The organism is Comamonas badia DSM 17552, assembly GCF_000484635.1.
Lineage (GTDB): Bacteria > Pseudomonadota > Gammaproteobacteria > Burkholderiales > Burkholderiaceae_C > Comamonas_C > Comamonas_C badia.
In genome coordinates, this window is record NZ_AXVM01000006.1 from 12,884 (window position 1) to 38,610 (window position 25,727).

Annotated in this window: 30 protein-coding genes; 11 read left to right on the plus strand and 19 right to left on the minus strand. The window is 66.2% G+C overall.

Going from position 1 to position 25,727, the window contains the following annotated elements; translation table 11 throughout:
• Positions 1-9: 9 nt before the first annotated feature.
• Positions 10-447, minus strand: coding sequence for a DUF1284 domain-containing protein (locus K320_RS0113030; RefSeq protein ID WP_024539279.1), 438 nt, complete (start codon positions 445-447; stop codon positions 10-12).
• Positions 444-1,013, minus strand: a complete 570-nt coding sequence (locus K320_RS0113035; RefSeq protein ID WP_024539280.1) for a biotin transporter BioY — start codon at positions 1,011-1,013, stop codon at positions 444-446. The genes K320_RS0113030 and K320_RS0113035 overlap by 4 nt, the downstream gene beginning before the upstream one ends.
• A gap of 168 nt (positions 1,014-1,181) precedes the next feature.
• Between K320_RS0113035 and K320_RS0113040 the strand changes: the two genes are divergently transcribed.
• On the plus strand, positions 1,182-2,177 hold the full coding sequence (locus K320_RS0113040) for a biotin--[acetyl-CoA-carboxylase] ligase (protein WP_024539281.1): 996 nt from the start codon (positions 1,182-1,184) through the stop codon (positions 2,175-2,177).
• Between the two features lie 66 nt (positions 2,178-2,243).
• On the opposite strand, the gene moaE is transcribed toward K320_RS0113040, so the two are convergent.
• Positions 2,244-2,720 (minus strand): molybdopterin synthase catalytic subunit MoaE, encoded by a 477-nt coding sequence (gene moaE / locus K320_RS0113045; protein WP_024539282.1) that lies wholly within the window; start codon positions 2,718-2,720, stop codon positions 2,244-2,246.
• Between the two features lie 53 nt (positions 2,721-2,773).
• Here moaE and K320_RS0113050 point away from each other — a divergent pair, with 53 nt between their 5' ends.
• On the plus strand, positions 2,774-3,028 hold the full coding sequence (locus K320_RS0113050; protein WP_024539283.1) for a hypothetical protein: 255 nt from the start codon (positions 2,774-2,776) through the stop codon (positions 3,026-3,028).
• Positions 3,029-3,030: 2 nt separating this feature from the next.
• Positions 3,031-3,357 (plus strand): hypothetical protein, encoded by a 327-nt coding sequence (locus K320_RS0113055; protein ID WP_024539284.1) that lies wholly within the window; start codon positions 3,031-3,033, stop codon positions 3,355-3,357.
• Here the strand turns inward: K320_RS0113055 and moaD are convergent.
• The 6 genes from moaD to K320_RS0113085 form a co-directional block, all read right to left on the minus strand.
• On the minus strand, positions 3,344-3,604 hold the full coding sequence (gene moaD / locus K320_RS0113060; RefSeq protein ID WP_024539285.1) for a molybdopterin converting factor subunit 1: 261 nt from the start codon (positions 3,602-3,604) through the stop codon (positions 3,344-3,346). The genes K320_RS0113055 and moaD overlap by 14 nt on opposite strands.
• Complete coding sequence (locus K320_RS0113065) at positions 3,604-4,836, minus strand: molybdopterin molybdotransferase MoeA (RefSeq protein WP_029696130.1); 1,233 nt, start codon at positions 4,834-4,836, stop codon at positions 3,604-3,606. Before K320_RS0113065 ends, moaD begins: the two co-directional genes overlap by 1 nt.
• Positions 4,833-5,378 (minus strand): molybdopterin-guanine dinucleotide biosynthesis protein B, encoded by a 546-nt coding sequence (mobB, locus tag K320_RS0113070; protein WP_024539287.1) that lies wholly within the window; start codon positions 5,376-5,378, stop codon positions 4,833-4,835. Before mobB ends, K320_RS0113065 begins: the two co-directional genes overlap by 4 nt.
• A 61-nt stretch (positions 5,379-5,439) precedes the next feature.
• Positions 5,440-6,900: a threonine synthase gene (gene thrC / locus K320_RS0113075; RefSeq protein ID WP_024539288.1), complete on the minus strand. Its 1,461-nt coding sequence runs from the start codon at positions 6,898-6,900 to the stop codon at positions 5,440-5,442.
• Entirely contained in the window at positions 6,900-8,234 is a 1,335-nt protein-coding gene (locus K320_RS0113080) for a homoserine dehydrogenase (RefSeq protein ID WP_024539289.1), read from the minus strand. The genes thrC and K320_RS0113080 overlap by 1 nt, the downstream gene beginning before the upstream one ends.
• Before the next feature lie 40 nt (positions 8,235-8,274).
• The gene (locus K320_RS0113085; protein ID WP_024539290.1) at positions 8,275-9,549 is read right to left on the minus strand and encodes a pyridoxal phosphate-dependent aminotransferase; all 1,275 of its coding nucleotides are present in this window, start codon (positions 9,547-9,549) and stop codon (positions 8,275-8,277) included.
• An 87-nt stretch (positions 9,550-9,636) separates the two neighbouring features.
• On the opposite strand from K320_RS0113085, the gene K320_RS0113090 reads away from it, so the two are divergent.
• The 3 genes from K320_RS0113090 to K320_RS0113100 all read left to right on the plus strand — a co-directional run bounded on the left by K320_RS0113090 (position 9,637) and on the right by K320_RS0113100 (position 12,421).
• The gene (locus tag K320_RS0113090) at positions 9,637-10,011 is read left to right on the plus strand and encodes an Mth938-like domain-containing protein (RefSeq protein WP_024539291.1); all 375 of its coding nucleotides are present in this window, start codon (positions 9,637-9,639) and stop codon (positions 10,009-10,011) included.
• Positions 10,012-10,144: 133 nt separating this feature from the next.
• The gene (locus tag K320_RS0113095; protein WP_024539292.1) at positions 10,145-10,633 is read left to right on the plus strand and encodes a peroxiredoxin; all 489 of its coding nucleotides are present in this window, start codon (positions 10,145-10,147) and stop codon (positions 10,631-10,633) included.
• Positions 10,634-10,762: 129 nt separating this feature from the next.
• Entirely contained in the window at positions 10,763-12,421 is a 1,659-nt protein-coding gene (locus tag K320_RS0113100) for a PhoH family protein (RefSeq protein WP_024539293.1), read from the plus strand.
• Between the two features lie 150 nt (positions 12,422-12,571).
• Here the strand turns inward: K320_RS0113100 and amaB are convergent, their stop codons facing one another.
• Both amaB and dnaB read right to left on the minus strand, forming a co-directional pair.
• Complete coding sequence (amaB, locus tag K320_RS0113105) at positions 12,572-14,122, minus strand: L-piperidine-6-carboxylate dehydrogenase (protein WP_024539294.1); 1,551 nt, start codon at positions 14,120-14,122, stop codon at positions 12,572-12,574.
• A 67-nt stretch (positions 14,123-14,189) separates the two neighbouring features.
• Positions 14,190-15,608 (minus strand): replicative DNA helicase, encoded by a 1,419-nt coding sequence (gene dnaB, locus K320_RS0113110; RefSeq protein WP_024539295.1) that lies wholly within the window; start codon positions 15,606-15,608, stop codon positions 14,190-14,192.
• Between the two features lie 196 nt (positions 15,609-15,804).
• Between dnaB and K320_RS0113115 the strand changes: the two genes are divergently transcribed.
• Positions 15,805-16,167, plus strand: coding sequence for a PilZ domain-containing protein (locus K320_RS0113115; RefSeq protein WP_024539296.1), 363 nt, complete (start codon positions 15,805-15,807; stop codon positions 16,165-16,167).
• Positions 16,168-16,245: 78 nt separating this feature from the next.
• Here the strand turns inward: K320_RS0113115 and rplI are convergent, their stop codons facing one another.
• From rplI to rpsF, 4 genes are read right to left on the minus strand one after another with little or no spacing between them, the layout of a single operon-like run.
• On the minus strand, positions 16,246-16,698 hold the full coding sequence (rplI, locus tag K320_RS0113120; RefSeq protein ID WP_024539297.1) for a 50S ribosomal protein L9: 453 nt from the start codon (positions 16,696-16,698) through the stop codon (positions 16,246-16,248).
• A 12-nt stretch (positions 16,699-16,710) separates the two neighbouring features.
• Positions 16,711-16,995: a 30S ribosomal protein S18 gene (gene rpsR, locus K320_RS0113125; RefSeq protein WP_156913980.1), complete on the minus strand. Its 285-nt coding sequence runs from the start codon at positions 16,993-16,995 to the stop codon at positions 16,711-16,713.
• Positions 16,996-17,008: 13 nt separating this feature from the next.
• Positions 17,009-17,317 (minus strand): primosomal replication protein N, encoded by a 309-nt coding sequence (gene priB / locus K320_RS0113130; RefSeq protein ID WP_034343503.1) that lies wholly within the window; start codon positions 17,315-17,317, stop codon positions 17,009-17,011.
• Positions 17,318-17,345: 28 nt separating this feature from the next.
• Positions 17,346-17,714: a 30S ribosomal protein S6 gene (gene rpsF, locus K320_RS0113135; RefSeq protein ID WP_024539298.1), complete on the minus strand. Its 369-nt coding sequence runs from the start codon at positions 17,712-17,714 to the stop codon at positions 17,346-17,348.
• Between the two features lie 242 nt (positions 17,715-17,956).
• On the opposite strand from rpsF, the gene grpE reads away from it, so the two are divergent.
• The 3 genes from grpE (at position 17,957) to dnaJ (ending at position 21,902) form a co-directional block, all read left to right on the plus strand.
• Positions 17,957-18,508, plus strand: a complete 552-nt coding sequence (gene grpE, locus K320_RS0113140) for a nucleotide exchange factor GrpE (protein WP_024539299.1) — start codon at positions 17,957-17,959, stop codon at positions 18,506-18,508.
• 201 nt (positions 18,509-18,709) lie between these two features.
• Entirely contained in the window at positions 18,710-20,653 is a 1,944-nt protein-coding gene (gene dnaK, locus K320_RS0113145; protein ID WP_024539300.1) for a molecular chaperone DnaK, read from the plus strand.
• 106 nt (positions 20,654-20,759) lie between these two features.
• Complete coding sequence (dnaJ, locus tag K320_RS0113150) at positions 20,760-21,902, plus strand: molecular chaperone DnaJ (protein ID WP_024539301.1); 1,143 nt, start codon at positions 20,760-20,762, stop codon at positions 21,900-21,902.
• Positions 21,903-21,923: 21 nt separating this feature from the next.
• Here the strand turns inward: dnaJ and K320_RS18190 are convergent, their stop codons facing one another.
• From K320_RS18190 to K320_RS0113170, 4 genes are all read right to left on the minus strand, one after another.
• A complete protein-coding gene (locus K320_RS18190) occupies positions 21,924-22,820 on the minus strand; it encodes a lytic transglycosylase domain-containing protein (protein ID WP_051384921.1) in 897 nt (298 codons plus the stop codon).
• 65 nt (positions 22,821-22,885) lie between these two features.
• Positions 22,886-23,665, minus strand: coding sequence for an amino acid ABC transporter ATP-binding protein (locus K320_RS0113160; RefSeq protein WP_024539303.1), 780 nt, complete (start codon positions 23,663-23,665; stop codon positions 22,886-22,888).
• A complete protein-coding gene (locus tag K320_RS0113165) occupies positions 23,646-24,299 on the minus strand; it encodes an amino acid ABC transporter permease (protein ID WP_024539304.1) in 654 nt (217 codons plus the stop codon). The genes K320_RS0113160 and K320_RS0113165 overlap by 20 nt, the downstream gene beginning before the upstream one ends.
• Before the next feature lie 59 nt (positions 24,300-24,358).
• On the minus strand, positions 24,359-25,168 hold the full coding sequence (locus K320_RS0113170) for an amino acid ABC transporter substrate-binding protein (protein ID WP_024539305.1): 810 nt from the start codon (positions 25,166-25,168) through the stop codon (positions 24,359-24,361).
• Between the two features lie 85 nt (positions 25,169-25,253).
• Here K320_RS0113170 and K320_RS0113175 point away from each other — a divergent pair, with 85 nt between their 5' ends.
• Entirely contained in the window at positions 25,254-25,616 is a 363-nt protein-coding gene (locus tag K320_RS0113175; protein WP_051384922.1) for a hypothetical protein, read from the plus strand.
• The last annotated feature ends 111 nt before the right edge of the window (positions 25,617-25,727 follow it).

The following is a 25,727-nucleotide window of genomic DNA, read 5'->3' on the forward strand; positions in this document are numbered from 1 at the left end:
AACGGGCAGCTATGTTGAAAGCCGCTGGCGCAGCCGCGCCCCGGCATAGCCGCTCGCGGCCACATGGGTGCACATCGCGTGCCAGGGGCAGTCGGTGCAGGCGCCGCGGATGGTGCCCTGGGCAAAGGCGTGGCGCATGCGCGCGACCCGCGCCGCATCCAGCACCAGGCGGCTGCCGCTGGCAATGTCTCCCAGCAAAGGGGCCAGGTCCCGCAGCGCGCGCCGGTCGCGCTCCTGCACGCTCATGCCGTGGCAGTGGGCGCAATCCCCCTCTTCTGCGCACAGCGGCGCGCAGAGGGTATCAGGGCCTGATACCAGTTCAAGCCCTTCGCGCTTGTCCAGCCTGCGGACGACGCTATCGAAATTGCGAACGAACGCCGGGCTGTAGCCCTTGCCCGAGTAGGTCAGCACGCACAGCAGATGGTGCGCGCGCAGGGTGATGGTCACGCGCCGCGGCGGCGCACCCCGTGCCACAGCGCCAGCGTGGCGGCGCCCAGAGCGGACTTGAGCACATCACCCAGCAGGAAGGGCAGCACGCCGAACTGCCAGCCCTTGTCCATGCCGATCAGCATGCCCAGCCAGGTGCCGCCCGCCAGCAGGATCAGCGTGGTGCACAGGAACATCGCCAGGAAGGCGCGCACCGGTTTTGCACCATCCCAGCCACGGGCGGCCAGCCAGCCCATGAGCATCGCGCCCAGCGGAAAGGCCAGCAGATACCCCGCCGTCTTGCCCATGAAGGGCGCCAACCCCCCGGCGCCGCCGGCCAGCACCGGCAGGCCCGCCAGCGCCTCCATCAGCCAGGCCAGCACCGTGATGCCGCCCAGGCGCCAGCCGTAGAGCGCGCCAATCATCAGCACCGCCAAGGTCTGCATCGACACCGGCACCGGCTGCAGCGGGATGCTGATGTACGACGACGCGGTCAGCACCGCCGTGCCGCCCAGCACCATCAAAACCTGGCGCGCAAGCGAAGGAGAGCGGGACGAAGGCAAGGCAAGAGAAGCGGATTGAGACATGAATACCCCTGAACAACAATGATCCGGATCGCTGCCGCCATGCGGCTGCAGCAAGCAACAGCGGCGAAGTATCCAGGAGGCTCGCCGTATTGTCAACTTCAAATCATCAAATTCAGTTGACGATGGCGCTGCCACGCTCCTCCCAGCGGGCTGAGGCACACTCAGGCCATGAAACCAGGGCTTTCGACACAGGGTCTGCTGCAGCGCCTCGCCAACGGTGAAGCCTTGTCGGGCGAGGCATTGGCCGAGCAGTTGGGCGTCACCCGCGCGGCGATCTGGAAGCAGATCGCGGCACTGCGCGCGCTCGGCCTGCCGATCGAGGCGCGCACGGGTTCGGGCTATCGCCTGCCCTGGGCCATCGAGCTGCTGGATGCGCAGGCCATCACCACCGCCCTGCCGGCCGCATCGCCAGGACCCGCGCAGGCGCCGGTCCACGTGCACTGGGAGCTGGATTCCACCCAGAACGAACTGGCGCGCACCATGGCCGATGCGCCAGACCTGACCGCCGTGCTGGCGGAAACCCAGCGCGCAGGGCGTGGCCGACGCGGTCGCGGCTGGCAGTGCCCGCCAGGCATGGGCATCATGCTCTCGATTGTTAAGCGGTTTGAGAGCGGGCCGGCGGCGCTGACAGGCCTTTCGATCGCCATGGGCGTGTGCGCGGCGCAGGCGATTCAAAGCCTCGCCACCGCGCCCAGTCTGCGGCTCAAGTGGCCCAACGACCTGGTGGCGGGGGGCGAAAAACTCGCGGGCATCCTGATCGAGGTCGATGGCGAATACGACGGTCCCTGCATCGCGCGCGTCGGTCTGGGCTTGAACCTGCGCCTGAGGCCGGAACTGCAGGCGCAGCTCGATCAGCCTGCCACGGATCTGGCGAGCCAGTGCGGGGGGCTTTTACCCGATCGCAACCAGCTGGCAGCCCGGCTGATTGCCCAGTTGCGCGCGGGCCTGCTGCGCTTCGAGCGCGAGGGCCTGGCCGCCTTTGCCGATGATTTTTCACGCCTGGACTGCCTGCTGGACCAACCGCTCACCCTCCACGGTGCACAGGGCGCGCAGCACGGCAAGGGCCGCGGCATCGATGCAAGCGGCGCGCTGCGCGTGGAAATCAACGGCCAGACCGTCGCCGTCTACAGCGACAAGGTGTCGGTGCGGCGCCCTTCGCAATGACGCAATGACCCGCAACCCCCGTCATGCGCCGCAAGGCGCGTCATGCCCGCGCAGCGGCGTCATCCTTCATTGCGCATTGCCCGCCTGAATCCCCCAGCGCCTGAGCGCCGCATCGTCGCTCTCGCGCGCATCCACCCACTGCGTGCCCTCGGGGGTGGCTTCCTTCTTCCAGAACGGCGCCTGGGTCTTGAGGTAGTCCATCAGGAATTCGCAGGCCTGAAAGCTCTCGCCGCGGTGCGCGCTGGTGACGGCCACCAGCACGATCTGGTCCTCGGGCTGCAACAGGCCCACGCGGTGGATCACGCGCACGCCGTAGAAGTCAAAGCGCCGGCGCGCCTCGTCGATCATCGCGGCGATGGATTTTTCGGTCATGCCGGGGTAATGCTCCAGCTCCATGCTGCTCACCTGCCCGCTGCCGCTGCGGTCGCGCACGGTGCCGACGAAGCAGCAGACCGCGCCCACGCGCGCATCCTCGGCGCGCAGGCGGGCGATCTCGCGCGACACATCGAAATCCTCGGTCTGGATGGAAACCTCGCTGGACATGAACCCGTCGCCGTTTTGCTACAGTGAAGCGCTTACTGTACCGCTCCCCACCGATGGCCACCCTCGCCTTCACCGCCCACGGCTATACGCTCTATCCCTCGCCGCAAAGCGCGCACCGCACGGTGTTCGAATTCCACCTGTTCGTGCCCCATCCCTACGCCATCATCGACCTGCCCAGCATGGCGCTTGCAGGCCGCACCAGCCTGTTTGCCGCGCACCGCATCGCCGACGGCAAGATGGGGCAGCTGGTGAGCTTTGAACTGGAAACCGATCGCGTGCGCTTTGAGGCGCGCTTCACGCCCGATTGACGATGGACGCGGACAACCAGATCGTCGTGCCGCCCTCGTTCATCGCGTTGTTTCAGGATGGGCGCGGGCGGCTGCAGGAGCTGCCCGCCACGGTGCGCGAGCGCTATGAGCTGTGCGAGGACATGGCCAGCAGCCTCACGGAACGCGCGCTGCAGGTGATCCACGACCACCCCTCGGAAGCCGGCGTGCTGCAGGCGTTCCACGCCGCGCTGAACCAGCCGGCGACCGGCCTGCGCCAGGTGGAGGCGCGCTGGGTGGTGCTGCGCCTGGCCGAGCTGCTGAACTGGGTCAGCCCGCCGCTGCAGGCCGCCGAAATCACCCGCCCGTGACCGGCGGGAAAAACGCCACCTCGGCACCCTCGGCCAGCGGCGCATCGGTCCTGGCCATCAGCTGATTGACGGCCATGCGCACCGCGCGGCCTTCGGCAAGGCATTCGGCCCAGGGCGCGCCGCGGGCGATCAGCTCCTGGCGCAGCGCGCCCACGGTGGCGGCCTGCGTGGCCAGCTCCTCGCTGCCCTGCCCCACCGCCTCGCGGATGGAGGCGAAATAGCGCACGGTAATGTTCTTGCCAGCCATCACAGCAGTTCCGCCCACGGGATGTAGCGCACCACATCGCCCGCGCGTATGGTGGTGTTCGCCGGGTTGTCCACCACGCCGTCGCCCCAGACGGTGGAGGTCAGCACGCCCGAGCTCTGGTTGGCATAGCGCTCCAGGCGCCCATCCGCGCCCCAGCGCACGCGCAGGAATTCGCGGCGGGAATCGGCTTTTGCCCAGTCGAACCCTGCGGTGGCAGCTACCGATCTGGGAGCAATCGCCGTCGCGCCCTGCAGCCGCAGCAAGAAGGGCCGCACCAGCCAGACGAAGGTGATGAAGCTGGAGACCGGGTTGCCCGGCAGCCCCATGAAATGCGCGCGCCGGGCGCCGCTTTGCACATGGCCATAGGCGAAGGGCTTGCCGGGTTTGATGGCGACCTTCCACAGGTCGAGGCTGCCCAGCTGCTGCACGGCGGGCTTGACATGGTCTTCCTCGCCCACCGACACGCCGCCGCTGGTGACGATCACGTCGCACTCCGCCGCCGCACGCTGCAGCGCGGCCACGGTAGCGGCCAAGGTGTCTTCGACGACGCCCAGATCGAGCACCTCGCAGCCCAGGCGCTCAAGCATGCTGCGCAGGAAGAAGCGGTTGCTGTTGTAGATGGTGCCTTCGCGCATCTGCCCGGGCGCGACGGTGCCGGGCATGATGAGTTCATCGCCGGTGGAAAACAGCGCCACGCGCGGGCGGCGCGCCACGGCGACCTGCGCCAGGCCCACGCTGGCGGCCAAGCCCAGCTCGGCCGGGCCCAGGCGCGTGCCGGCCGTGAGCACGGTGGCGCCGCGCACGATGTCCTCGCCGCTGCGGCGCACCCATTGACCGGCTTTCGGCACGGCATTGATCCGCACGCGCCCATCCTCCAGCGGCGTGCAGTCCTCCTGCATGGCGATGGCATCCGCGCCCTCGGGCACCGGCGCGCCGGTGAAGATGCGCGCCGCCGTGCCCGCGGCCAAGGGCTGGCCCACATGCCCGGCCGGGATGCGCTGCGAGACGGGCAGCACGGCGCCCGCCTGCGCCACATCGGCACAGCGCAGCGCGTAGCCGTCCATCGCGCTGTTGTCGCGCGGCGGCACCTGCAGCGGCGAAACCACGTCCTGCGCCAGCACGCGGTGGTCGGCATCGAACAGCGACAGGGTTTCGGTCTGCGCCAGCGGCGCGGCATGCGCGAGCAGCTCGGCCAGCGCGTCGTCCAGCGGTTTCAAGGGGGGTCTCGTCATTGCATCTCCTGCGGCCGCCGGTATTCAAAACGGGCGGCCTGTTCGGTAAGCCAGTGCACGATCCGTGCCGGGTCGTTCAGATCCAGCACCGGCCGGTGCGGCGGCTGCGGCAGGCGGGCCGCATCGACGGTGGCGACGGCGAGCACCCGCGGGTCATCGGCATAGAGCACGGCGCGCCCATCCTGGCCCGGTTCAGCGGCGCGCCAGACCTCGATCTTGGGCAGCCGGACGGTCTTGAAGCCCTCGACCAGCACCCAGTCCACCGGACGCAGGCGCGCCAGCAGGTCGTGCACGTCGGGTTCATGCCGGGTTTCATATTCATGGATCAGCGCCAGACGCTGGTCCGAGGCGACGAGCACCTCGTGCGCGCCCGCCTGGCGGTGGCGCCAGCTGTCCTTGCCCGGCTGGTCGATGTCAAAGCGGTGGTGCGCATGCTTGAGCACCGAGACCCGCTGGCCCTGCGCCTTCAGGAGTGCAATCACCGCTTCCAGCAGCGTGGTCTTGCCGGCCCCGGAGAAACCGGCAAAGACGACGACCTTCATGCAATACCTCTTTTTGATAGCTGCTGACGCTTACTGGATAAGCGTCAGAGCCCTGTTTCATTCAAATTTTTGTCTGCTGGGCGATCAATGCCTTGACCTGCGCCACATCCGCCGGCAGCACGCTGACGCGCTTGGGCAGGTCCTCGATGCCGTCAAACTTCGCCGGGCGCTCGGGCGGGTGGCCCAGGGCCTCGGTGATGGTCTCGGCAAACTTGATCGGAAGCGCGGTCTCGAGCACGATCATAGGCACGCCGGCCGCACGGTGCCCGCGCGCCACCTTCACGCCGTCGGCGGTGTGGGTATCCATCGTCACCGCGCAGTGCTGGTGCACGTCGCGGATGGTCGCCAGGCGATCGGCATGGGTACTGCGCCCGCTCTGAAAGCCGTAGCGTTGGGCGGCGTCCTGAAAACGCGCATCGCCGCTCAGGTCAAAAAAGCCCTGGCGCGCGAGCTGCTCGCCGAAAAGCGCGCGTGTGGCGGCGCCGTCGCGCCCCAGCAGATCGAAGACGAAACGCTCGAAATTGCTGGCCTTGGAAATATCCATGGACGGGCTGGAGGTTTCCAGCGTATCGGCGGCGGCGCGCACGCGGTAGATGCCGGTGCGGAAGAACTCGTCGAGCACGTCGTTCTCGTTGGTCGCCACCACCAGATGCGCGATCGGCAGGCCCATCATGCGCGCCACATGGCCGGCGCAGACATTGCCGAAATTGCCGCTGGGCACGGTGAAGCTGACTTTCGGTATTTCTCCCTCTCCCTCTGGGAGAGGGTTGGGGTGAGGGCTGGTGGCCTCGAAGTAGCCCGCGAAGTAATACACCACTTGCGCCAGCAGCCGCGCCCAGTTGATCGAATTGACCGTGCCGATGCGGTATTTGGCCTTGAACGCCAGATCGTTGCTCACCGCCTTGACGATGTCCTGGCAGTCGTCGAACACGCCCTCGATGGCGATGTTGTGGATGTTGGCGTCCTGCAGGCTGAACATCTGCGCCTGCTGGAACGGGCTCATGCGTCCATGGGGGCTGAGCATGAAGACGCGGATGCCCGTTTTGCCGCGCATGGCGTACTCGGCCGCGCTGCCGGTGTCGCCGCTGGTCGCGCCCAGGATGTTGAGCTCTGCCGCCCGCCGCCCCAGTTCGTATTCGAACAGGTGGCCCAGCAGCTGCATCGCCATGTCCTTGAAGGCCAGCGTCGGGCCGTTGGAGAGGCCGAGCAGGAACAGGCCGGGCTCCAGCGGCTTGAGCGGCACGATTTCCCGCGTGCCGAAGACCTCCCGCGTGTAGGTCTTGCGGCAGATGGCGCGCAAGTCGGCCTCGGGGATGTCGGCGATGTAGAGCCTCAGGATCTCGAACGCCAGCGCCGCGTAGCCTTCGCCGGCATGCACGGCGCGCAGCCGGGCCAGTTCGCCGGTGTCGATCCGCGGGTAGTGCTCCGGCAGGTACAGGCCGCCGTCGGGCGCCAGGCCTTCCAGCAGGATGTCGCAGAACTGGCGCGGTGTCGTGTCGCCACGGGTGGAGAGGTAGCGCATCAGTTCAGCTCTTCCTTGCGGATGCGCGTGATAGTCGCGAGCACCGTCGGCAGCGGCTGGATCTGCGCCAGCGCGGCGTCCAGATCGCCCTCGCGCGTGTCGTGCGTGAGGATGATCAGATCGGTCTGCGTGCTGCCCTCGCCGCCCACTTCGTCAGCCTCGCGCTGCAGGATGGCGTCGATGCTGATGCCCGCATTGGCCAGGATGCCGGTGATGCGCGCCAGCACGCCGGCCTCGTCGGCGACGCGGATGCGCAGGTAGTAGCCGGTCACCACCTCGGCCATGGGCAGCACCGGCAGATCGCCGCCGGCCGCGGCCAGCGTGTTGCTCTGGAAGGCGAGCGGCGGCACGCGGTGCGCCGGATCGGCGCCATCCAGGCGCGCGATGTCCACCAGATCGGCGATCACCGCGCTGGCAGTGGGCTCGCTGCCCGCACCCTTGCCGTAGTACAGCGTGGTGCCCACGGCGTCGCCCTGCACCACCACGGCGTTCATCGCGCCGTCCACGTTGGCGATCAGGCGGCGCGCCGGGATCAGGGTGGGGTGCACGCGCAGCTCCACGCCCTTGTCGGTGCGCTTGGTGATGCCCAGCAGCTTGATGCGGTAGCCCAGCTGCTCGGCGTATTTGATGTCGGCGGAAGCCAGCCTGGTGATGCCCTCGGTATGGCATTTGTCGAACTGCACCGGAATGCCGAAGGCGATGGCGCTGATGAGCGTCACCTTGTGCGCCGCATCCACGCCTTCGATGTCGAAGGTCGGATCGGCCTCGGCATAGCCCAGCTGCTGCGCGTCTTTCAGCGCTGCGTCGAAATCCATCCCCTTGTTGCGCATCTCGCTGAGGATGAAGTTGGTGGTGCCGTTGATGATGCCCGCCACCCACTGGATGCGGTTGGCCGTCAGGCCTTCGCGCAGCGCCTTGATGATGGGAATGCCGCCGGCCACCGCCGCCTCGAAGGCCACGATCACGCCCTTGGCGGCGGCTGCCTTGAAGATTTCGGCGCCATGCACCGCGAGCAGCGCCTTGTTGGCCGTCACCACATGCTTGCCCGCGGCAATCGCCTCCATGACGAGCTGGCGTGCAATGCCGTAGCCGCCGATGAGCTCGATGACGATATCGATCTCGGGGTTGGCGATCACCTCGCGCGCATCGCCCACCACGCGCACGTTCTCCCCGACGAGGGAACGCGCGCGCGCGGTGTCCAGATCAGCCACCATGGTGATCTGGATCGCCCGGCCCGCACGGCGGCTGATTTCTTCCTGGTTGCGCGTGAGCACCTGGAAGGTGCCGCTGCCGACGGTGCCTATGCCGAGCAGACCGACTTGGATGGGTTTCATGGTTGATTTTTGAATGAAAAATGTCGCTGGCGCTTGCCTGTCAAGCGCTGGCAGCTTCTTTTTTTGAACCGATGGGCAGCACGGCAGCACGTTTGGCATGGCGCTGGCGGTACTGTTCGAGGAACTTGGCCAGGCGCGCGATGGCTTCGCGCAGATCGCTCTTGTGCGGCAGGAAAACGATGCGGAAGTGCTGCTGGTCCGGGTAGTTGAAGCCCGTGCCCTGCACCAGCATCACGCGCGTGGCGCGCAGCACTTCCATGAAGAACTGGCGGTCGTCCTCGATCGGGTACATCTGAGGGTCCAGGCGCGGGAACATGTACAGCGCCGCCTGCGGCTTGACGCAGGTCACGCCGGGAATCTGCGTGATCAGCTCATACGCCAGGTCGCGCTGCACCTTCAGGCGCCCACCTTCCCGGATCAGATCGTTGATGCTCTGGTAGCCGCCGAGCGCGGTCTGGATCGCCCACTGGCCCGGCACGTTGGAGCCAAGCTTGAGGTTGGCCAGCATGTTCAGGCCTTCGACGTAGTCGCGCGCCTGCGTCTTGTCGCCCGAGACCACCATCCAGCCGGCGCGGTAGCCGCACGAGCGGTAGGCCTTGGAGAGCGAATTGAAGGTGAGCGTGAGCACGTCGGTCGAAAGACTCGCCATCGCGGTGTGCCTGGCGCCGTCGTACAGCACCTTGTCATACACCTCATCGACCAGCAGCACCAGATCGTGCTCGCGCGCCAGCTGCACGATGCCCAGCAGCAGTTCGTTGGAATACAGCGCGCCCGTGGGGTTGTTCGGGTTGATCACGACGATGCCGCGGGTCCTGTCGGTGATCTTGGCGCGCATGTCGGCCAGGTCCGGCATCCAGCCGTTGCCCTCGTCGCACAGGTAGTGCACCGGTTTGCCGCCGGCCAGGCTGGTGGCCGCGGTCCACAGCGGGTAGTCGGGCGCGGGCAGCAGCAGCTCGTCGCCATCGTTCAAGAGCGCATTGGTCGCCATCACGATCAGTTCGCTCGCGCCATTGCCCAGATAGATGTCGTCCAGCGCCACCCCGGCGATGCCCTGCTGCTGGGTGTAGTGCATCACCGCCTTGCGCGCCGCGAAGATGCCCTTGCTGTCCGAATAACCGGCCGAATCGGGCAGATTGCGGATCATGTCCTGCACCACTTCATCGGGCGGGTCGAAGCCAAACGGCGCCATGTTGCCGATATTGAGTTTGATGATCTTCTGCCCCTCCTCTTCCATCTGGCGCGCAGCGTCCACGATGGGGCCGCGGACATCGTAGAGCACATTGCTCAGCTTGGTGGATTTGTACAGAGGTTTCATGGCGGGCAACCAGCAATCAAGGCGAAACCTATAATTTGACCACATTTGCCAACGCAGCTCGTCCGCATGCAGGCAAGCGCCACCACCATGAAATTCCAGCCCGACCGCAGCGACGCGCAAACCATCACCGGCTATGGCCCCGGCTGGATCGCGGTCAATGCCGATCGCCTGACGCACAGCGTGATCATCGGCAGCGGCGGCGAGCGCCTGGATTGGGAATGCGCGCGCTTCGAGGATCTGAGCGCATCGCACTTCGAGCGGCTGGCGCGGCTGGACGCGGAGGTCGTGATCTTCGGCAGCGGCCAGCGCGGGCGGTTCGTCTCGCCCGCCTGGCTCAAGCCCCTGATGGCGCGCCACATCGGACTGGAAACCATGGACACCCATGCCGCCTGCCGCACCTACAACATCCTGGCCGGCGAAGGCCGCAAGGTGTTCGCGGCACTGCTGCTCACCGAACAATAGCCGACGCGCAGCCACCCGCCGCACTGGCAATTTTGCCTGTTACACGGTAAAATACGGGACTGCGGTCGGGAGCGCCTACAGCCTTATACCCCCGACTATTCACGGACCCTACCACAAGAGAGATCAGAACGCCATGGCGATTGTTGTCAGCAAGCCCCTTCCCGAATTCGAAGCCAAAGCAACCGGCGAGGTACAGGTCACCAACGTCTCGCATCTGGGTCAGGCCGTGGTCCTGTACTTCTACCCCAAGGACAACACGCCCGGCTGCACGACGGAAGCCATGCAGTTTCGCGACAAGTACAAGGAATTCGTCAAGCTCGGCGCCGAGGTGTTCGGCGTCTCGCGCGACAACATGAAGTCGCACGACGACTTCAAGGCCAAGCTCGAACTGCCCTTCGAACTCATCGCCGACACCGAAGAAAAAATGTGCCACATGTTCGGCGTGGTCAAGAACAAGATCATGTACGGCAAGAAGGTCAAGGGCATCGAGCGCTCCACCTTCCTCATCGGCGCCGATGGCCTGGTAGCGCAGGAATGGCGCGGCCTGAAGGTGCCCGGGCATGTGGATGAAGTCCTCAAGGCTGTCAAGGCGCTCAAGTCGCCGGTGAAAAAGGTCGCCTGAGGCACAGAAGGCCGCCGGGCACCGCCCCGGACGGCATGCATAATGGCCCCATGGGTCCGTGCCGCACCTGCCAACCATCGAAAGCCGCCTGGCAACCCGGGCGGCTTTTTCATTTCTGAGCTTCCAACGATGCCCCTGCCTCCCGCACCTGCCAAGCGCGCCTCGCTGCTCGCCGCATCCGCCTACACCGCTGCCAATCCATCGGCCGACACGCCAACCGCCGGCGTTGCGGCGCCCGCGGCGCCGGCGCCCGCAGCCCGCGGCCCCGCGCCAGCCAAAGCCGTAACCGCCGTTCCGACTGCCCCCGCCGCACGCACCCCGCCAAACGCGGCGCCAGCGCCAGCGGCACCGGCACAGCCGCGCAAGACGCCCGCGCGCAAGAGCGCCAAACGCAGCGGCGTGGCCAAGCTGTTCGTGCTCGACACCAACGTGCTGCTGCACGACCCCTCCAGCCTGTTCCGCTTCGAGGAGCACGACATCTTCCTGCCCATGATCGTGCTGGAGGAACTCGACGGCCACAAGCGCGGCACCACCGAAGTGGCGCGCAACGGCCGCCAGGCCAGCCGCATGCTGGACGCGCTGGTGGCCGCCGCCGGGGCGGATATCGCCCATGGCGTGGCGCTGAACGGCACCGGCCAGCGCGCCGCCACCGGCCAGCTCTACTTCCAGACGGCGCCGCTGGATTACCAGCTGCCCACCAGCCTGCCGCAGGGCAAGGCCGACAACCAGATCCTGGGCGTGGTGCAGGCGCTGCGCGAGCGCCATGCGCCGCGCGAGGTGGTGCTGGTCTCCAAGGACATCAACATGCGCGTCAAGGCGCGCGCGCTGGGCCTGGCGGCCGAGGATTACCAGAACGACAAGGTGCTGGACGACGGCGACCTGCTGTATTCGGGCTACCTGGCGCTGCCGTCCGACTTCTGGGCCAGGGCCGGCAAGAAGGTCGAAAGCTGGCAAAGCGGCGCGCACACCTACTACCGCGTGAGCGGCCCGCAGGTGGCGCAGATGATGATCAACCAGTACGTGTTCTTCGAGGCGCCGGGCGAACCCAGCCTGCACGCGCGCGTGACCGAAATCCGCGAGCACACCGCCGTGCTGCAGACGCTCAGGGACTACGGCTCGGCCAAGAACGCCGTCTGGGGCGTAAACACGCGCAACCGCGAGCAGAACTTCGCGATGAATCTGCTGATGGACCCGGAGGTGGATTTCGTCACCCTCACCGGCCAGGCCGGCACCGGCAAGACACTGCTGGCGCTGGCCGCGGGCCTGACCCAGGTGCTGGACGAGCGCCGCTACACCGAGATCATCATGACCCGCGCCACCGTCAGCGTGGGCGAGGACATCGGCTTTCTGCCCGGCACCGAAGAAGAAAAAATGGGCCCGTGGATGGGTGCGCTGGACGACAACCTGGAATTTCTCGCCAAGGGCGATGGCGGCAATGCCGGCGAATGGGGCCGCGCGGCCACCAATGACCTGGTCCGAAGCCGCATCAAGATCAAGAGCATGAACTTCATGCGCGGGCGCACCTTCATGAGCAAGTACGTCATCATCGACGAGGCGCAGAACCTCACGCCCAAACAGATGAAGACCTTGATCACGCGCGCCGGCCCCGGCACCAAGATCATCTGCATGGGCAACCTCAGCCAGATCGACACGCCCTACCTTACCGAAGGCTCATCGGGCCTGACCTACGCGGTCGATCGCTTCAAGGGTTGGGCGCACAGCGGCCATATCCTGCTGGCGCGCGGCGAGCGCTCGCGGCTGGCGGATTTCGCGAGCGAAGTACTCTGACATCGAAAACAATAGCTGCAAGCGCTTGTCCATCATGCGTTGCAGCCATTTTTCATTGCAAATCACAGATCCTACGGGTTTGCCTTCGGTCGGATAACGAGGCGGGAAGCCGAAGACAGTGCTGGCGCACGGCAAGGCGAACCAACGAAGTTAGACGACTGAAGGCAAACCCGTATCAAAGCGCACGCCCTGCGCCAGCGGCAGCGCACCGCTGTAATTGATGGTGTTGGTCGCTCGGCGCATATAGCTCTTCCAGGCGTCCGAGCCCGATTCGCGCCCGCCGCCGGTTTCCTTCTCGCCGCCGAAGGCACCGCCGATCTCCGCGCCCGAGGTGCCGATGTTCACGTTGGCGATGCCGCAGTCGCTGCCCGATGCGGCCATGAAGCGCTCTGCCTCGCCGAGGTCCTGCGTGAAGATGGCCGATGACAATCCCTGCGGCACCGCGTTCTGCAGCGCAATGGCCTCCTCCAGTCCAGCGTCGTAGCGCAGCACGTAGAGGATGGGCGCGAAGGTTTCCTGCGCCACGACAGGCGTCTGCGCGGGCATGCGCACCAGCGCCGGACGCACGTACCAGGCATCCGCGCCCAGCGCCTCGCACACCCGCTCGCCGCCCGTGACGCTGCCGCCTTCGGCGCGTGCCTGTTCCAGCGCCTGCTGCATCGCATCGAACGCAGCGCGGTCGATCAGCGGACCGACGAGCGTGCCTTCCTGCAGCGGATCGCCCACGGCGATGCGGGTGTAGATCGTCTGAAGCCGCGCCAGCAGCGCGTCAGCCACCGAGGCATGCACGATCAGGCGCCGCAGCGTGGTGCAGCGCTGGCCTGCGGTACCGACGGCAGCAAAGGTGATGGCGCGCGCCGCCAGTTCCAGATCGGCCGCCGGCGTGACGATCATCGCGTTGTTGCCGCCCAGCTCCAGAATCGACCGGCCAAAGCGCTCCGCCACCTTCACCGCCACCTGGCGGCCCATGCGCACCGAGCCCGTTGCGCTGAGCACCGCTACCTGCGCGCTGGCGGCCAGCGCCTCGCCCACCTCGCGCCCGCCGACCAGGACCTGGCTCAGCCCCCCGGGCACGGTACCCGGCCTGTCGGCATTGCATGCGGCCATGGCCTGGCGCAGCAGACCCTGGCAGGCCAGCGCCGTGAGCGGCGTCTTCTCCGAGGGCTTCCAGACGATGGCATTGCCGCAGACCAGGGCCAGCGCCGCGTTCCACGACCAGACCGCCACCGGAAAATTGAAGGCCGAGATGATGCCCGCCACGCCCATGGGATGCCAGGCTTCCATCATGCGGTGGCCGGGACGCTCGCTCGCAATGGTCAGGCCGTGCAGCTGGCGTGAGAGGCCGACTGCGAAGTCGCAGATATCGATCATCTCCTGCACCTCGCCCTGGCCTTCGGAGGCGATCTTGCCCGCCTCCAGCGACACCAGCTCGCCCAGGGCCGCCTTGTGGCGGCGCAGCAGCTCGCCCAGGCGGCGCACCAGCTCGCCGCGCACGGGGGCCGGGACCTCGCGCCATGCCTGCGACGCGCTGTGGGCCTCGGCGACCGCTGCCTGCACCTTCTCCGTGGTGGCAACCTGGAGCGACGCCAGCAGGGCGCCATCACGCGGCGCACGGACCGTCAGATCGACCCCTGCGCAGCGCGCGAGGTCCAGTCCCAGGGATGGCAGGACGGCCTGCAGGTACGCGCATGAATCGGTCATGGAAATACAAGCAAAAACAGGCTTCGATGCGCTTCCATGAAGTGCCAGCGGCTATCAAATTTGAAACTCAAAAGTCGTCGCCTCCATCCACGGCAAGGTTTTCAAAACGCGTCTGGTCCTTCTGGAAGTAGAGCTTGACGGTGCCCGTGGGGCCGTTGCGCTGCTTGCCGATGATGATCTCGGAGACGTTGGGCTCCTTGCTTTCCTTGTTGTAGTAGTCGTCGCGGTAGATGAACATGATGATGTCCGCGTCCTGCTCGATCGCACCGGATTCGCGCAGGTCGCTCATCATCGGGCGCTTGTCGGTGCGCGTCTCCACGCTGCGGTTGAGCTGCGAGAGCGCAATCACCGGGCATTGCAGTTCCTTGGCCAGCATCTTCAGGCCACGCGAGATTTCGCCCAGTTCGGTCGCGCGGTTTTCGCCTTGGGAGCCGCCCGAGCCGCTCATCAGCTGCAGGTAATCCACCACGATCAGCCCGAGCTTGCCGCACTGGCGCGCCAGGCGCCGGGCATTGGCGCGCAGCTCGGCGGGCGTCAGCCCCGGCGTTTCGTCGATGTGCAGCGAGACGTTGCGCAGCCGCTCGATGGCTTCCGTCAGCCGCGGCCATTCCTCGTCGGTCAGCTTGCCGGTGCGCAGATGCCCCTGGTGGATGCGCCCTATCGAGCCGACGATGCGCACTGCCAGCTGCGCGGCGCCCATTTCCATCGAGAAGACCGCTACCGGCAGGCCCTCGTTGAGCGCCACATGCTCGGCGATGTTCACCGCGAGCGACGTCTTGCCCATCGACGGGCGCGCCGCCAGCACGATCAGGTCGCCCGCCTGCAGGCCGGAGGTCATGCGGTCCAGGTCGATGAAGCCCGTGGGCACGCCGGTCACGTCCACCGGGTTGTCGACCATCTCCTGCACGCGATCGAGCAGCGTCACCACCAGCGATTCCATGGTCTGGAAGCCCTGCTTCATGCGCGAGCCTTCCTCGCCGATGGCAAAGATTTTTTGCTCAGCCTCATCCAGGATGCCGCTCACCGGCCGGCCCTGCGGGTTGAAGGCGTTGGTGGCAATCTCGTCGCTGGCGCTCACCAGCTTGCGCAGGATCGCGCGCTCGCGCACGATCTCGGCGTAGCGGCGGATGTTGCTCGCGCTGGGCACGTACTGCGCCAGGCTGTTGAGGTAGGCCAGGCCGCCCGTTTCCTCGGCGCGGCCAATGCTTTGCAGGCGCTCGTACACCGTGATCACGTCGGCCGGCTTGCCCGCGCCGACCAGCGTGCTCACCGCCGCATAAATCTGCTGGTGCTCATGGCGGTAAAAATCACCCTCCTTGAGCAGATCGCTCACGCGGTCCCACGCAAGGTTGTCCAGCAGCAGGCCGCCCAGCACGCTCGATTCAGCTTCGATCGAGTGCGGCGGCACGCGCAGCTGCGCCACATCCTGGTCCACAAAGCCACTGGGCAAAAACGTTTCCAGCGGCGACGAAATCACGGCAGACATGCAAAAACCCATCCATCCAAAACCAAGGGGAACATCCTAGCGGGCTCCCCTTGGAACGTCATCGCACAAGTCTGTGGACAACAGGTGCACAAGCACAGGCAAAGCTGTGCACGACAATCCAGGCTGCGTGCCTGGCAGGTTTGCGGACCGGTGTTCAGGCGTTAGCATCGCTCACCCGTCCGCCAGAAGGAACCCCATGCCCCACGAGCGCCGCCACTTCGTCCGCGTCCAGTTCGATAGCCCTGGCCAGTTGCGCTGGCCCGGCCAGGCCGTGGCGGTGCGCGTGCTGGATCTCTCGCTCAAGGGCGCACTGCTGCAGGCCACCGACACCGCTGCGCTGCAGACCGGCCAGCGCTGCGAGCTCACCGTGCCGCTGGCGCCTCGGGAATACATTGCGATGACCGTGCAGGTCGCGCACCTGCAAGGGCAGCAGATAGGCGTCTCCTGCCTGAGCGTGGATATCGATAGCGTCACCCATCTGCGCCGCCTGATCGAATTGCAATTGGGCGACCCCAGGCTGCTGGAGCGCGACTTGGCGGAACTGAGCGCCGGGCACTGAACCGGCGGCGATTGCCAGCCAAAGCAAAAGCCGCCCGAAGGCGGCTTTCTTGCAGCGGGGCCTGAGGCGCCCCCCCGGTCAGGCGGTTTCGCCGTACACCGTCACGGGCAGCTCCACCGACACGTCGGTGTGCAGCACCACGATGACGGTGCTCTCGCCCACGGTCTTGATCGGACCATTGGGCATGTGGATCTGCGCCTTGTGCACCTTCACGCCCTGGCGGTGCAGTTCCTCGGCGATGTCGAAGTTGGTGACCGAACCGAACAGGCGGCCATCAACGCCGGCCTTCTGCGTCAGCTTGAGCGTGGCGCTGGCCAGTTGCTCCGCATGCGCCTGGGCCTGGGCCAGCTTGTCGGTGGCGGCCTTCTCCAGTTCGGCGCGCCGGGCCTCGAATTGCGCCTTGGCGGCAGCGGTGGCACGGTGCGCACGGCCGGTGGGGATCAGGTAATTGCGGGCGTAACCGTCCTTGACCTTGACGATATCGCCAAGCACACCGAGGTTGACCACCTTGTCGAGCAGGATGACTTGCATGGGATGTGCTCCTTAAATCTTGTGCTGATCGCTGTAGGGCAGCAGGGCCAGGAAGCGCGCGCGCTTGATGGCGGTGTTGAGCTGGCGCTGGTAGATCGCACGCGTGCCGGTCAGGCGGGCGGGAATGATCTTGCCGTTTTCGGCGATGAAATCGCGCAGCGTGTCGATATCCTTGTAATCGATTTCCTTGACGCCAGCGACGGTGAAGCGGCAGAAGCGCTTGCGCTTGAACAGCAGCGATTGCGTGTTGCGCTTGCCGTTCTTGCCATTCTTGTTGAATTTCCTGAACATGGTCAAAACCTTCTGAAAACTATTGCGGTTGAAACTGCTGGATGTGAAACACCACGCCCTTGCCATTGCGCCCCTGGGCCAGGAAGCCCTGGAAAGTCCAGAGGCTTTCCAGGGCCTGGCGCCCAAGCCGCTCGGCCTGCGTGCCAAAGGCCACGGCCTTCAGCCTCAAGACCGCCTGCCGCTCGCCTCCGGCTTCCTGCTGCACCGACATGTGCTCAAGCGTCACATCCAGTGCCGGCAAACCCGCCGGGGTGTAGCGCAGGGGTTGCAGCTCTGCAACGCGGGCGCTCAGGGTCAGGCTGTTGGGCGTATTTTTGGGCGTGTTCACATCTCCCGTGGATGGCACCGGCCGGCGCTCAGCGCTCGACGGCCTCGGCCTGGCTGGCCTTGCGCGCTTCCTCGCGCTCCACAGTCTTCATCATCGTCGAGGCAGTGGTCTCCGCCTTCTTCTTCTGCACCGTCAGGTGGCGCAGCACGGCGTCGTTGAATTTGAACGCGTGCTCCAGCTCGGCCATCACGGCCTGATCGGCCTCGATGTTCAGGCACAGGTAATGCGCCTTGGCCAGCTTGCTGATCATGTAGGCCAGCTGGCGGCGGCCCCAGTCTTCCACGCGGTGCACCTGGCCACCGCCTGCGGTGATCATGCCCTTGTAGCGCTCGAGCATGGCCGGAACCTGCTCGCTCTGGTCCGGATGGATCAGCAAAATGATTTCGTAATGACGCATGCAACCTCCTTGTGGTTGAAAGCCACCCGCTGCGTCTCGATTGGGCGCCAAGGCACAAATACACCTTGTGAATACGCCCGGCGGTGTGGCAAGGAAAACCGGCAATTATACGAATGAAACAGGCGCGCGTACACTACTTGGCTTTGTGCGATGCGCCATGCCGTGTCGCAAAGCGGCCTTGAATCGCTGCCTGCCAACCCCACATGGACAGCGTTTGTCATTCGTCATCCGTATTTCCAGACATGCCCAACCACACCACGCCACAGCCCTCTGCCGCCGAGCCAACCGGCGAAGACCTGGCATCCACGATGGGTGCCGATACCTTGGATGAAATCGCCCGCCTGCAGGCCGAATTGGCCGAGCTCAAGGCCAAGAGCGCCGAATTGGCCGATCAATACCTGCGCGCCAAGGCCGAGGCCGATAACGCGCGCCGGCGCGCCGAGGAGGACATCGCCAAGGCACGCAAGTTCGGCATCGAGGGCTTTGCCGAAAACCTGCTCGCCGTCTGCGACAGCCTGGACGCCGCCCTGGCGCTGGAAAACGCCACCGCCGAACAACTGCGCGAAGGCAGCACCGCAACGCTGCGCCAGCTGATCTCGGCCCTGGAGCGCAACAAGGTGACGGTCATCAACCCGGCCGCGGGCGACAAATTCGACCCGCACCAGCACCAGGCGATCAGCATGGTGCCTTCCGCCCAGGACGCCAACACCGTGGTCACGGTGCTGCAGAAGGGCTACCTGATTTTCGACCGGGTGCTGCGCCCGGCGCTGGTCACCGTGGCAGCGTCCAAATGACCGAAATGACCGCGCCTTCGGCGCATGACTGCATCGCTGCGCGACCCAATGACCAACGACGGGCGTTCCGCGTCATGGCGCGCCAGCGCCGTCATTGATGTGCAGCGAAGTCATGCGCCGCATGGCGCGTCATCTTGAAAACCCCGGATACCTCCACCATTTGCGGCCTATCTGAATCCACCACCATTCGCGGAGAACAACATGGGAAAAATCATCGGCATCGACCTGGGCACGACCAACTCGTGCGTGGCGATCATGGAAGGCAACGCCACGCGCGTGATCGAAAACAGCGAGGGCGCGCGCACCACGCCGTCCATCGTCGCCTACCAGGATGACGGCGAAATCCTCGTCGGCGCCTCGGCCAAGCGCCAGGCCGTCACCAACCCCAAGAACACGATCTACGCCGTCAAACGCCTGATCGGGCGCAAGTACGAAGACAAGGAAGTCCAGAAAGACCTGGGCCTGGCGCCGTTTTCCATCATCAAGGCCGACAACGGCGACGCCTGGGTGCAGGTGCGCGACCAGAAGCTGGCACCGCCGCAAATCAGCGCCGAGACCCTGCGCAAGATGAAGAAGACCGCCGAGGACTACCTGGGCGAGCCGGTGACGGAGGCCGTGATCACGGTGCCGGCCTATTTCAACGACAGCCAGCGCCAGGCCACCAAGGACGCCGGCCGCATCGCCGGACTGGAAGTCAAGCGCATCATCAACGAGCCCACCGCCGCGGCCCTGGCCTTTGGCCTGGACAAGCAGGGCAAGGGCGACCGCAAGATCGTCGTCTATGACCTGGGCGGCGGCACGTTCGACGTCTCCATCATCGAGATCGCCGATGTCGACGGCGAGAAGCAGTTCGAGGTGCTGGCCACCAACGGCGATACCTTCCTCGGCGGCGAGGATTTCGACCAGCGCATCATCGACTACATCATCGGCGAGTTCAAGAAGGACCAGGGTGTTGACCTGAAGGCCGACGTGCTGGCCCTGCAGCGCCTGAAGGAAGCGGCGGAAAAGGCCAAGATCGAGCTGTCCAACAGCGCGCAGACCGACATCAACCTGCCCTACATCACGGCCGATGCGTCGGGCCCCAAGCACCTGAACATCAAGCTCACGCGCGCCAAGCTCGAATCGCTGGTCGAGGACCTGATCGAGCGCACCATCGCGCCCTGCCGCACCGCCATCAAGGATGCGGGCATCGCCGTGGGCGACATCAACGACGTGATCCTGGTCGGCGGCATGACGCGCATGCCCAAGGTGCAGGACACGGTCAAGGAATTCTTCGGCAAGGAACCGCGCAAGGACGTGAACCCGGATGAAGCCGTGGCCGTCGGTGCCGCCGTGCAGGGCCAGGTGCTCTCGGGCGACCGCAAGGACGTGCTGCTGCTGGACGTGACGCCGCTGTCGCTGGGCATCGAGACCCTGGGCGGCGTGATGACCAAGATGATCGCCAAGAACACGACCATCCCGACCAAGTTCGCGCAGACCTTCTCCACCGCCGAGGACAACCAGCCGGCGGTGACGATCAAGGTGTTTCAGGGCGAGCGCGAAATCGCCGCTGCCAACAAGGCTCTGGGTGAATTCAATCTTGAAGGCATTCCGCCCGCGACGCGCGGCACGCCGCAGATCGAGGTGAGCTTCGACATCGACGCCAACGGCATCCTGCATGTGGGCGCCAAGGACAAGGGCACGGGCAAGGAAAACAAGATCACCATCAAGGCGTCTTCGGGCCTGTCCGAGGAAGAAATCCAGAAGATGGTGAAGGACGCCGAGATCAATGCCGCCGAGGACCACAAGAAGCTGGAACTGGTGCAGGCGCGCAACGCCGGCGAAGCCGCGGTGCACAGCACGCAAAAGGCCCTGACCGAACACGGCGACAAGCTGGATGCGGGCGAGAAGGAAGCGATCGAGGCCGCGGTCAAGGATCTGGAAGCCGCGCTCAAGGGCGAGGACAAGTCCGCGATCGAGGAAAAGACCAACGCCCTGATGAGCGCCAGCCAGAAGCTCGGCGAGAAGATGTACGCCGATGCGGCAGCGGCAGCACAAGCCGCAGGTGCAGCAGGCGCAACGCCCGGGGCGGAGCAGCCGCAGGCCTCGGCGGCTGCGGACGACAACGTGGTGGACGCCGAGGTCAAGGAAGTCAAGAAGGGCTGAGCGACACCGAAAACGCCTCAAGGCGGCAGGCATCCGTGCCTTGCCGCCTTTTGCGCTGATGAAGGGCACACACTGCTACCGACGCTGTGAATTGAAGATCTGACCCATGGCCACCAAACGCGACTACTACGAAATCCTGGGCGTTCCCAAGAACGCCGGCGAGGACGAGATCAAGAAGGCTTATCGCAAGCTGGCGATGAAGTACCACCCGGACCGCAACCAGGGGGATGCCGCCAAGAGCGCCGAAGAGAAATTCAAGGAGGCCAAGGAGGCCTACGAGATGCTCTCCGACGGCCAGAAGCGCGCCGCCTACGACCAGTACGGGCATGCCGGGGTGGACCCCAACATGCGCGGACCGGGGGCAGGAGCGGAGGGTTTCGGCGGCTTTGCCGAGGCGTTTGGCGACATCTTCGGCGACATGTTCGGCGGCCAGCGCGGCGGTCAGCGCGGCGGGCGGCAGGTCTACCGCGGCAGCGATCTTTCCTACGCCATGGAAATCACGCTGGAGGAAGCGGCCAGCGGCAAGGATGCGCAGATCCGCATCCCGAGCTGGGACAACTGCGACACCTGCCACGGCAGCGGCGCCAAGCCCGGCACCAGCCCCAAGACCTGCGGCACCTGCAACGGCTCGGGCGTGGTGCAGATGCGCCAGGGCTTCTTCAGCGTGCAGCAGACCTGCCCGCATTGCCGCGGCACCGGCAAGATCATTGCCGAGCCCTGCGCCACCTGCCACGGCCAGGGCAAGGTCAAGACCCAGAAGACGCTGGAGGTGAAGATTCCGGCCGGCATCGACGACGGCATGCGCATCCGCTCCACCGGCAATGGCGAGCCCGGCACCAATGGCGGCCCGCCGGGCGATCTGTACATCGAAATCCGCACCAGGAAGCACGACATCTTCGAGCGTGACGGCGACGACCTGCACTGCGAGGTGCCGGTAAGTTTCATCACCGCCGCGCTGGGCGGCGAGATCGAGGTGCCGACGCTGGTGGGCAAGGCCGCCATCGACATTCCCGAGGGCACGCAGGCGGGCAAGCAGTTTCGCCTGCGCGGCAAGGGCATCAAGGGCATACGCGCCAGCTACCCGGGCGACCTGTACTGCCACATCGTGGTCGAGACGCCGGTCAAGCTCACCGAATACCAGCGCAAGCTGCTGCGCGAGCTGGAAGAATCGCTGAAGAAGGGCGGCGCCAAGCATTCGCCTTCCACCGAGAGCTGGACGGAACGCCTCAAGCGCAGCTTTTTCAGCTGATGGGCGTGGTGGCGCCCGTTTTCAGGGGCGCCTGCCGGCCACTGCCCGCGTGTCCGGCGCCACATGGTGGCTGGCCCGATAGAACCCGAGTACGCGCTTGACATACGCGCGCGTCTCGGCAAACGGCGGCACCCCGCCATACTGCTTCACCGCACCTTCGCCGGCGTTGTAGGCCGCGGCCACGAGGGCTATGTCCCCCTCGAAGCGCTGCAGCAGCCAGCGCAGATGCGCCAGCCCGCCGCGCGCATTCTGTTCCGCGTTCCAGGCGTCGCGCACACCGTAGCGCTCGGCGGTTTCCGGGATCAGCTGCATCAGCCCCTGGGCGTTGCGCGCCGACAGCGCGAATGGGTCGAAATTCGATTCCGCCTTCACGATGGCCAGCGCCAGACGCGGATCGACCGCGAAACGCGGTGCCAGGCGTTCCACCAGGCGGGCCTGGCGCCGCTGCGCCGGCGACAGCCCGGCGACGTAGCGCTCCACCACCTCGGCAGGCACCACGGCCTCCGGCGCCGGTTCTGCCGGGCTGACGTCCGGTTTCAGACAATCCGGCAACTGGTCGCCCGAGGGCTCGCCCGCCAGCAGGACTCGCGCCTTTTCGTGCCCGCGCTGCGCCGCAAGGGCCAGCAGCGTGGCCGCCACCACATGGTCGGCCGGCACGCCGGTCGCCCACAGCAGCCGCCCCAGGCGGTACTGTCCTTCCAGGCTGCCTTCGCGCGCCGCGGCGCAGTAGCGCTCCTGCGCCGCAGCACGGTCGCCACGGAATTCGGCCGCATAACCCTGATCCAGCCAGCGCATGACGACGGGCGGCTCGTCGTTCCAGCCCAGCACCTCCGCACTGCCCTGGGCATGCAGCGGCGCACTCAGCAGCAAGAAAACGGCAAGGCAGCAGCGCGCCAGCAAGGGGTTATCGACAGGCATACGCCGCTGCACTGTAATACCACCGCCTCCCGGCGCAGCACTGCGGCACCCGTGCGCGGGCCGGCTCACAGCATATGGTCGAGGAAGGCCCGCGCACGCTCGTGTCCCGGATCGGCAAAAAATTCCCGCGCAGGGCGTTTGGCCACCAGGGCGCCTTCGTCCATGAAAGCCACGGTGTGCGCCACCTCGCGCGCGAAGCCCATTTCGTGCGTGACGACCAGCATGGTCATGCGCTCCTCGGCCAGCTCGCGCATGGTGCGCAGCACTTCGCCGGTCAGCTCGGGGTCGAGCGCCGAGGTGGGCTCGTCGAACAGCATGATCTCGGGCTCCATGCAGAGCGCGCGCGCGATCGCCACGCGCTGCTTCTGCCCGCCCGACAGGCGCGCGGGGTAGCTGTCGCGCTTGCTGGACAGGCCCACCTTGGCCAGCAGTTTTTCCGCCCGCGCCAGCGCCTCGGGGCGCGCCACGCCGGCCACCACCATCGGCGCCTCGATCAGGTTTTCCAGCACCGTCAGGTGCGGGAACAGGTTGAAATGCTGGAACACCATGCCGCTCTTGCGGCACAGGCGCCGGGCCTCGGCCTCGGGCGCGTAGCGGCAATGGCCCTGGGCATCGGTGCTGGCCAGCACCTCGCCGGCGATGCGGACCTCGCCCGCATCCATCGTCTCCAGCTGGTTCAGGCAGCGCAGAAAGGTGCTCTTGCCCGAGCCCGAGGGCCCGATCAGCGCCACCACCTCGCCGCGCGCGATCGCCAGCGACACGCCGCGCAGCACCTCGTTGGCGCCAAAGCGCTTCTTCACGCCCTCGGCGGCGATCATCGGGGTGTCACTGGTCATAGCGGGCATGGTGGCGCTCCAGCCGTTGAAAGCCCCAGGTGAGCACCAGCGTCATGATGAGGTAGAAGGCGGCGGCGACGATGAAGGGCGAGGTGGTGAAATCCCGCTGCACGATGCCGCGCGCCGCGCGCAGCAGGTCGTTGAGCGCCAGCACGTAGATCAGCGAGGTGTCCTTCACCAAGGTGATGGTTTCATTGGACAGCGGCGGCAGGATGTTGCGCACCATCTGCGGCAGCACGATGCGGCGCATGGTCTGGGGATAGTTCATGCCCAGCACGCGCGCCGCTTCGTACTGGCCGCGATCGACCGAAAGAATGCCGGCGCGGAAAATCTCGGCGAAATAGGCGCCGTAGTTGAGCGTGAAGGCGACGACGGCCGACGGAAAATCCGGCAGCCGCACGCCCACCACCGGCACGAAGGGCAGCGCGAAGTAGATGAACAGCATCTGCAGCATCAGCGGCGTGCCGCGCATCAGCCAGATGTAGCCATTCACCGCCGCGGCCAGCGGGCGCAGGTGCGACACCCGCCCCAGCGCCAGGAACAGGCCCAGCGGCAGCGCCAGCGCCACCGTGATGAAGAAGAGCTTCAGGGTGACCAGCGCGCCCTGCGCGAGCGGCCCCAGAAGCGAGAGGAAATAGTCCATGCCCTATGGCGAAAATGGTCGGCAACGCGGCCCGCAAATTGCCGACAGAGCCAATGGACTTATTTGACGATGTTCTTGCCGAACCACTGTTCGGAAATCTTCGCGGCGGCGCCGTCGGCCTTCATGTCGGCCAGCACCTTGTCGAGCTTGCCCAGCAGCTCGGTGTCTTCCTTGCGCAGGCCCACGCCGTATTCCTCGGTGCCGAAGTTCTCATCCAGCACCGCGTACTGGTCCGGCTTCTTGGCCACGTAGTAGCGCCCCACCACCTCATCGACCACCACGGCGTTCAGGCGCCCGGCGGAAAGATCCATCAGCGCGGTCACGTTGTCGCCGAAGGTCTTGAATTCCTTGAACGACTTGAACACCGCGTCCTCCTTCTTGACCGCATCGACCGCGCTGGAGCCTTCCTGCGCGCCGACGACCTTGCCCGCGAGGTCGGCCTTGGTCTTGATCGCCGAATCGGCCGGCACCACGATGATCTGGTGGTTTTCCATGTAGGGCGCGGTGAAGGCAATATTCCGCTTGCGCTCTTCGGTGATGGTCAGGCCGTTCCACAGCGCATCGACGCGCTTGCCCGACAGCTCGGCCTCCTTGGCGTTCCAGTCGATGGGCTTGAAATCCACCTCCAGACCCAGGCGCCTGGAAGCCTCCTTGGCCATGTCGATGTCAAAGCCCACCAGCTCGTTCTTCTCGTCGCGGAAACCCATGGGCGGGAAGTTGTCGTCCAGGCCGACGACAATTTTGGTGACGGCGGCAGGCGCGGCGGCGGCGGGTGTGGGCGCAGCCGCCGGTGCGGCGCTCTCCTGCCTGGAGCAGCCGGCCAGCAGCACGCCCAGGCTCAACAGGGCAACGGAGGCAAATTTCTTCATGGTCTGGGTCCTCGAATGGGATATGCGGCAAAGCTTCGTATTGTCCCATTGATCGCACTTGGGCTATTCTTCGCGGTTCAGCGCCATGTCCTCGCCCTTCCCATCGCGTCGCCCCAGCCCGTCCCGCCGCAGCCTGCTGTGGGCGTTGGCGCTCGCGCTGGTGCTGGCCCCGGCGCTGGTCGGCATGCACCGCATGCTGCATCTGCCCGTGGCGGTCAGCACGGCCGCGCCCCAGGTGGCCGCGAAGGGGCTGAGCGCACTGTTCCTGGGCCACGACGCAGCCGAATGCCAGCTGCTCGACCAGCTCATCCACGGCGGCGCGCCTGCTGCGGCGTGGGTGCCGCCCCTCACGCACGCAGCACCCGCGTGCCCACCCGCACCCGCGGCGCAGACGCCACGCGCCCAGGCGGCGCTGCCGTTTCTGGCGCGCGCCCCACCCCGGGCCTGAAATTCCTATTCTGATAGCTGAAAGCGCTTGCTGGGCAAGCGCTGAGGCTGATTTTTGCTTTGGAACTTCCGGTTTCAGAGCGGGCCGTGCCTGCACCCGCGGCACGGCCAT

Excerpts from the sequence above, each read along its gene's own strand:
- moaE (WP_024539282.1), bottom strand. The coding sequence starts at position 2,720 with ATGTCCAGCGAGGTTTCCATCCAGACCGAGGATTTCGATGTGTCGCGC.
- dnaJ (WP_024539301.1), top strand. The coding sequence starts at position 20,760 with ATGGCCACCAAACGCGACTACTACGAAATCCTGGGCGTTCCCAAGAAC.
- grpE (WP_024539299.1), top strand. The coding sequence starts at position 17,957 with ATGCCCAACCACACCACGCCACAGCCCTCTGCCGCCGAGCCAACCGGC.
- K320_RS0113165 (WP_024539304.1), bottom strand. The coding sequence starts at position 24,299 with ATGGACTATTTCCTCTCGCTTCTGGGGCCGCTCGCGCAGGGCGCGCTG.
- K320_RS0113035 (WP_024539280.1), bottom strand. The coding sequence starts at position 1,013 with ATGTCTCAATCCGCTTCTCTTGCCTTGCCTTCGTCCCGCTCTCCTTCG.
- dnaB (WP_024539295.1), bottom strand. The coding sequence starts at position 15,608 with ATGTCTGCCGTGATTTCGTCGCCGCTGGAAACGTTTTTGCCCAGTGGC.
- K320_RS0113040 (WP_024539281.1), top strand. The coding sequence starts at position 1,182 with ATGAAACCAGGGCTTTCGACACAGGGTCTGCTGCAGCGCCTCGCCAAC.
- K320_RS0113100 (WP_024539293.1), top strand. The coding sequence starts at position 10,763 with ATGCCCCTGCCTCCCGCACCTGCCAAGCGCGCCTCGCTGCTCGCCGCA.
- rplI (WP_024539297.1), bottom strand. The coding sequence starts at position 16,698 with ATGCAAGTCATCCTGCTCGACAAGGTGGTCAACCTCGGTGTGCTTGGC.
- K320_RS0113175 (WP_051384922.1), top strand. The coding sequence starts at position 25,254 with ATGTCCTCGCCCTTCCCATCGCGTCGCCCCAGCCCGTCCCGCCGCAGC.
- K320_RS0113085 (WP_024539290.1), bottom strand. The coding sequence starts at position 9,549 with ATGAAACCTCTGTACAAATCCACCAAGCTGAGCAATGTGCTCTACGAT.
- K320_RS0113050 (WP_024539283.1), top strand. The coding sequence starts at position 2,774 with ATGGCCACCCTCGCCTTCACCGCCCACGGCTATACGCTCTATCCCTCG.
- K320_RS0113090 (WP_024539291.1), top strand. The coding sequence starts at position 9,637 with ATGAAATTCCAGCCCGACCGCAGCGACGCGCAAACCATCACCGGCTAT.
- K320_RS0113095 (WP_024539292.1), top strand. The coding sequence starts at position 10,145 with ATGGCGATTGTTGTCAGCAAGCCCCTTCCCGAATTCGAAGCCAAAGCA.
- K320_RS0113065 (WP_029696130.1), bottom strand. The coding sequence starts at position 4,836 with ATGACGAGACCCCCCTTGAAACCGCTGGACGACGCGCTGGCCGAGCTG.
- K320_RS0113080 (WP_024539289.1), bottom strand. The coding sequence starts at position 8,234 with ATGAAACCCATCCAAGTCGGTCTGCTCGGCATAGGCACCGTCGGCAGC.
- K320_RS0113055 (WP_024539284.1), top strand. The coding sequence starts at position 3,031 with ATGGACGCGGACAACCAGATCGTCGTGCCGCCCTCGTTCATCGCGTTG.
- K320_RS0113170 (WP_024539305.1), bottom strand. The coding sequence starts at position 25,168 with ATGAAGAAATTTGCCTCCGTTGCCCTGTTGAGCCTGGGCGTGCTGCTG.
- amaB (WP_024539294.1), bottom strand. The coding sequence starts at position 14,122 with ATGACCGATTCATGCGCGTACCTGCAGGCCGTCCTGCCATCCCTGGGA.
- K320_RS18190 (WP_051384921.1), bottom strand. The coding sequence starts at position 22,820 with ATGCCTGTCGATAACCCCTTGCTGGCGCGCTGCTGCCTTGCCGTTTTC.
- K320_RS0113160 (WP_024539303.1), bottom strand. The coding sequence starts at position 23,665 with ATGCCCGCTATGACCAGTGACACCCCGATGATCGCCGCCGAGGGCGTG.
- moaD (WP_024539285.1), bottom strand. The coding sequence starts at position 3,604 with ATGGCTGGCAAGAACATTACCGTGCGCTATTTCGCCTCCATCCGCGAG.
- K320_RS0113115 (WP_024539296.1), top strand. The coding sequence starts at position 15,805 with ATGCCCCACGAGCGCCGCCACTTCGTCCGCGTCCAGTTCGATAGCCCT.
- mobB (WP_024539287.1), bottom strand. The coding sequence starts at position 5,378 with ATGAAGGTCGTCGTCTTTGCCGGTTTCTCCGGGGCCGGCAAGACCACG.
- dnaK (WP_024539300.1), top strand. The coding sequence starts at position 18,710 with ATGGGAAAAATCATCGGCATCGACCTGGGCACGACCAACTCGTGCGTG.
- thrC (WP_024539288.1), bottom strand. The coding sequence starts at position 6,900 with ATGCGCTACCTCTCCACCCGTGGCGACACGACACCGCGCCAGTTCTGC.
- rpsF (WP_024539298.1), bottom strand. The coding sequence starts at position 17,714 with ATGCGTCATTACGAAATCATTTTGCTGATCCATCCGGACCAGAGCGAG.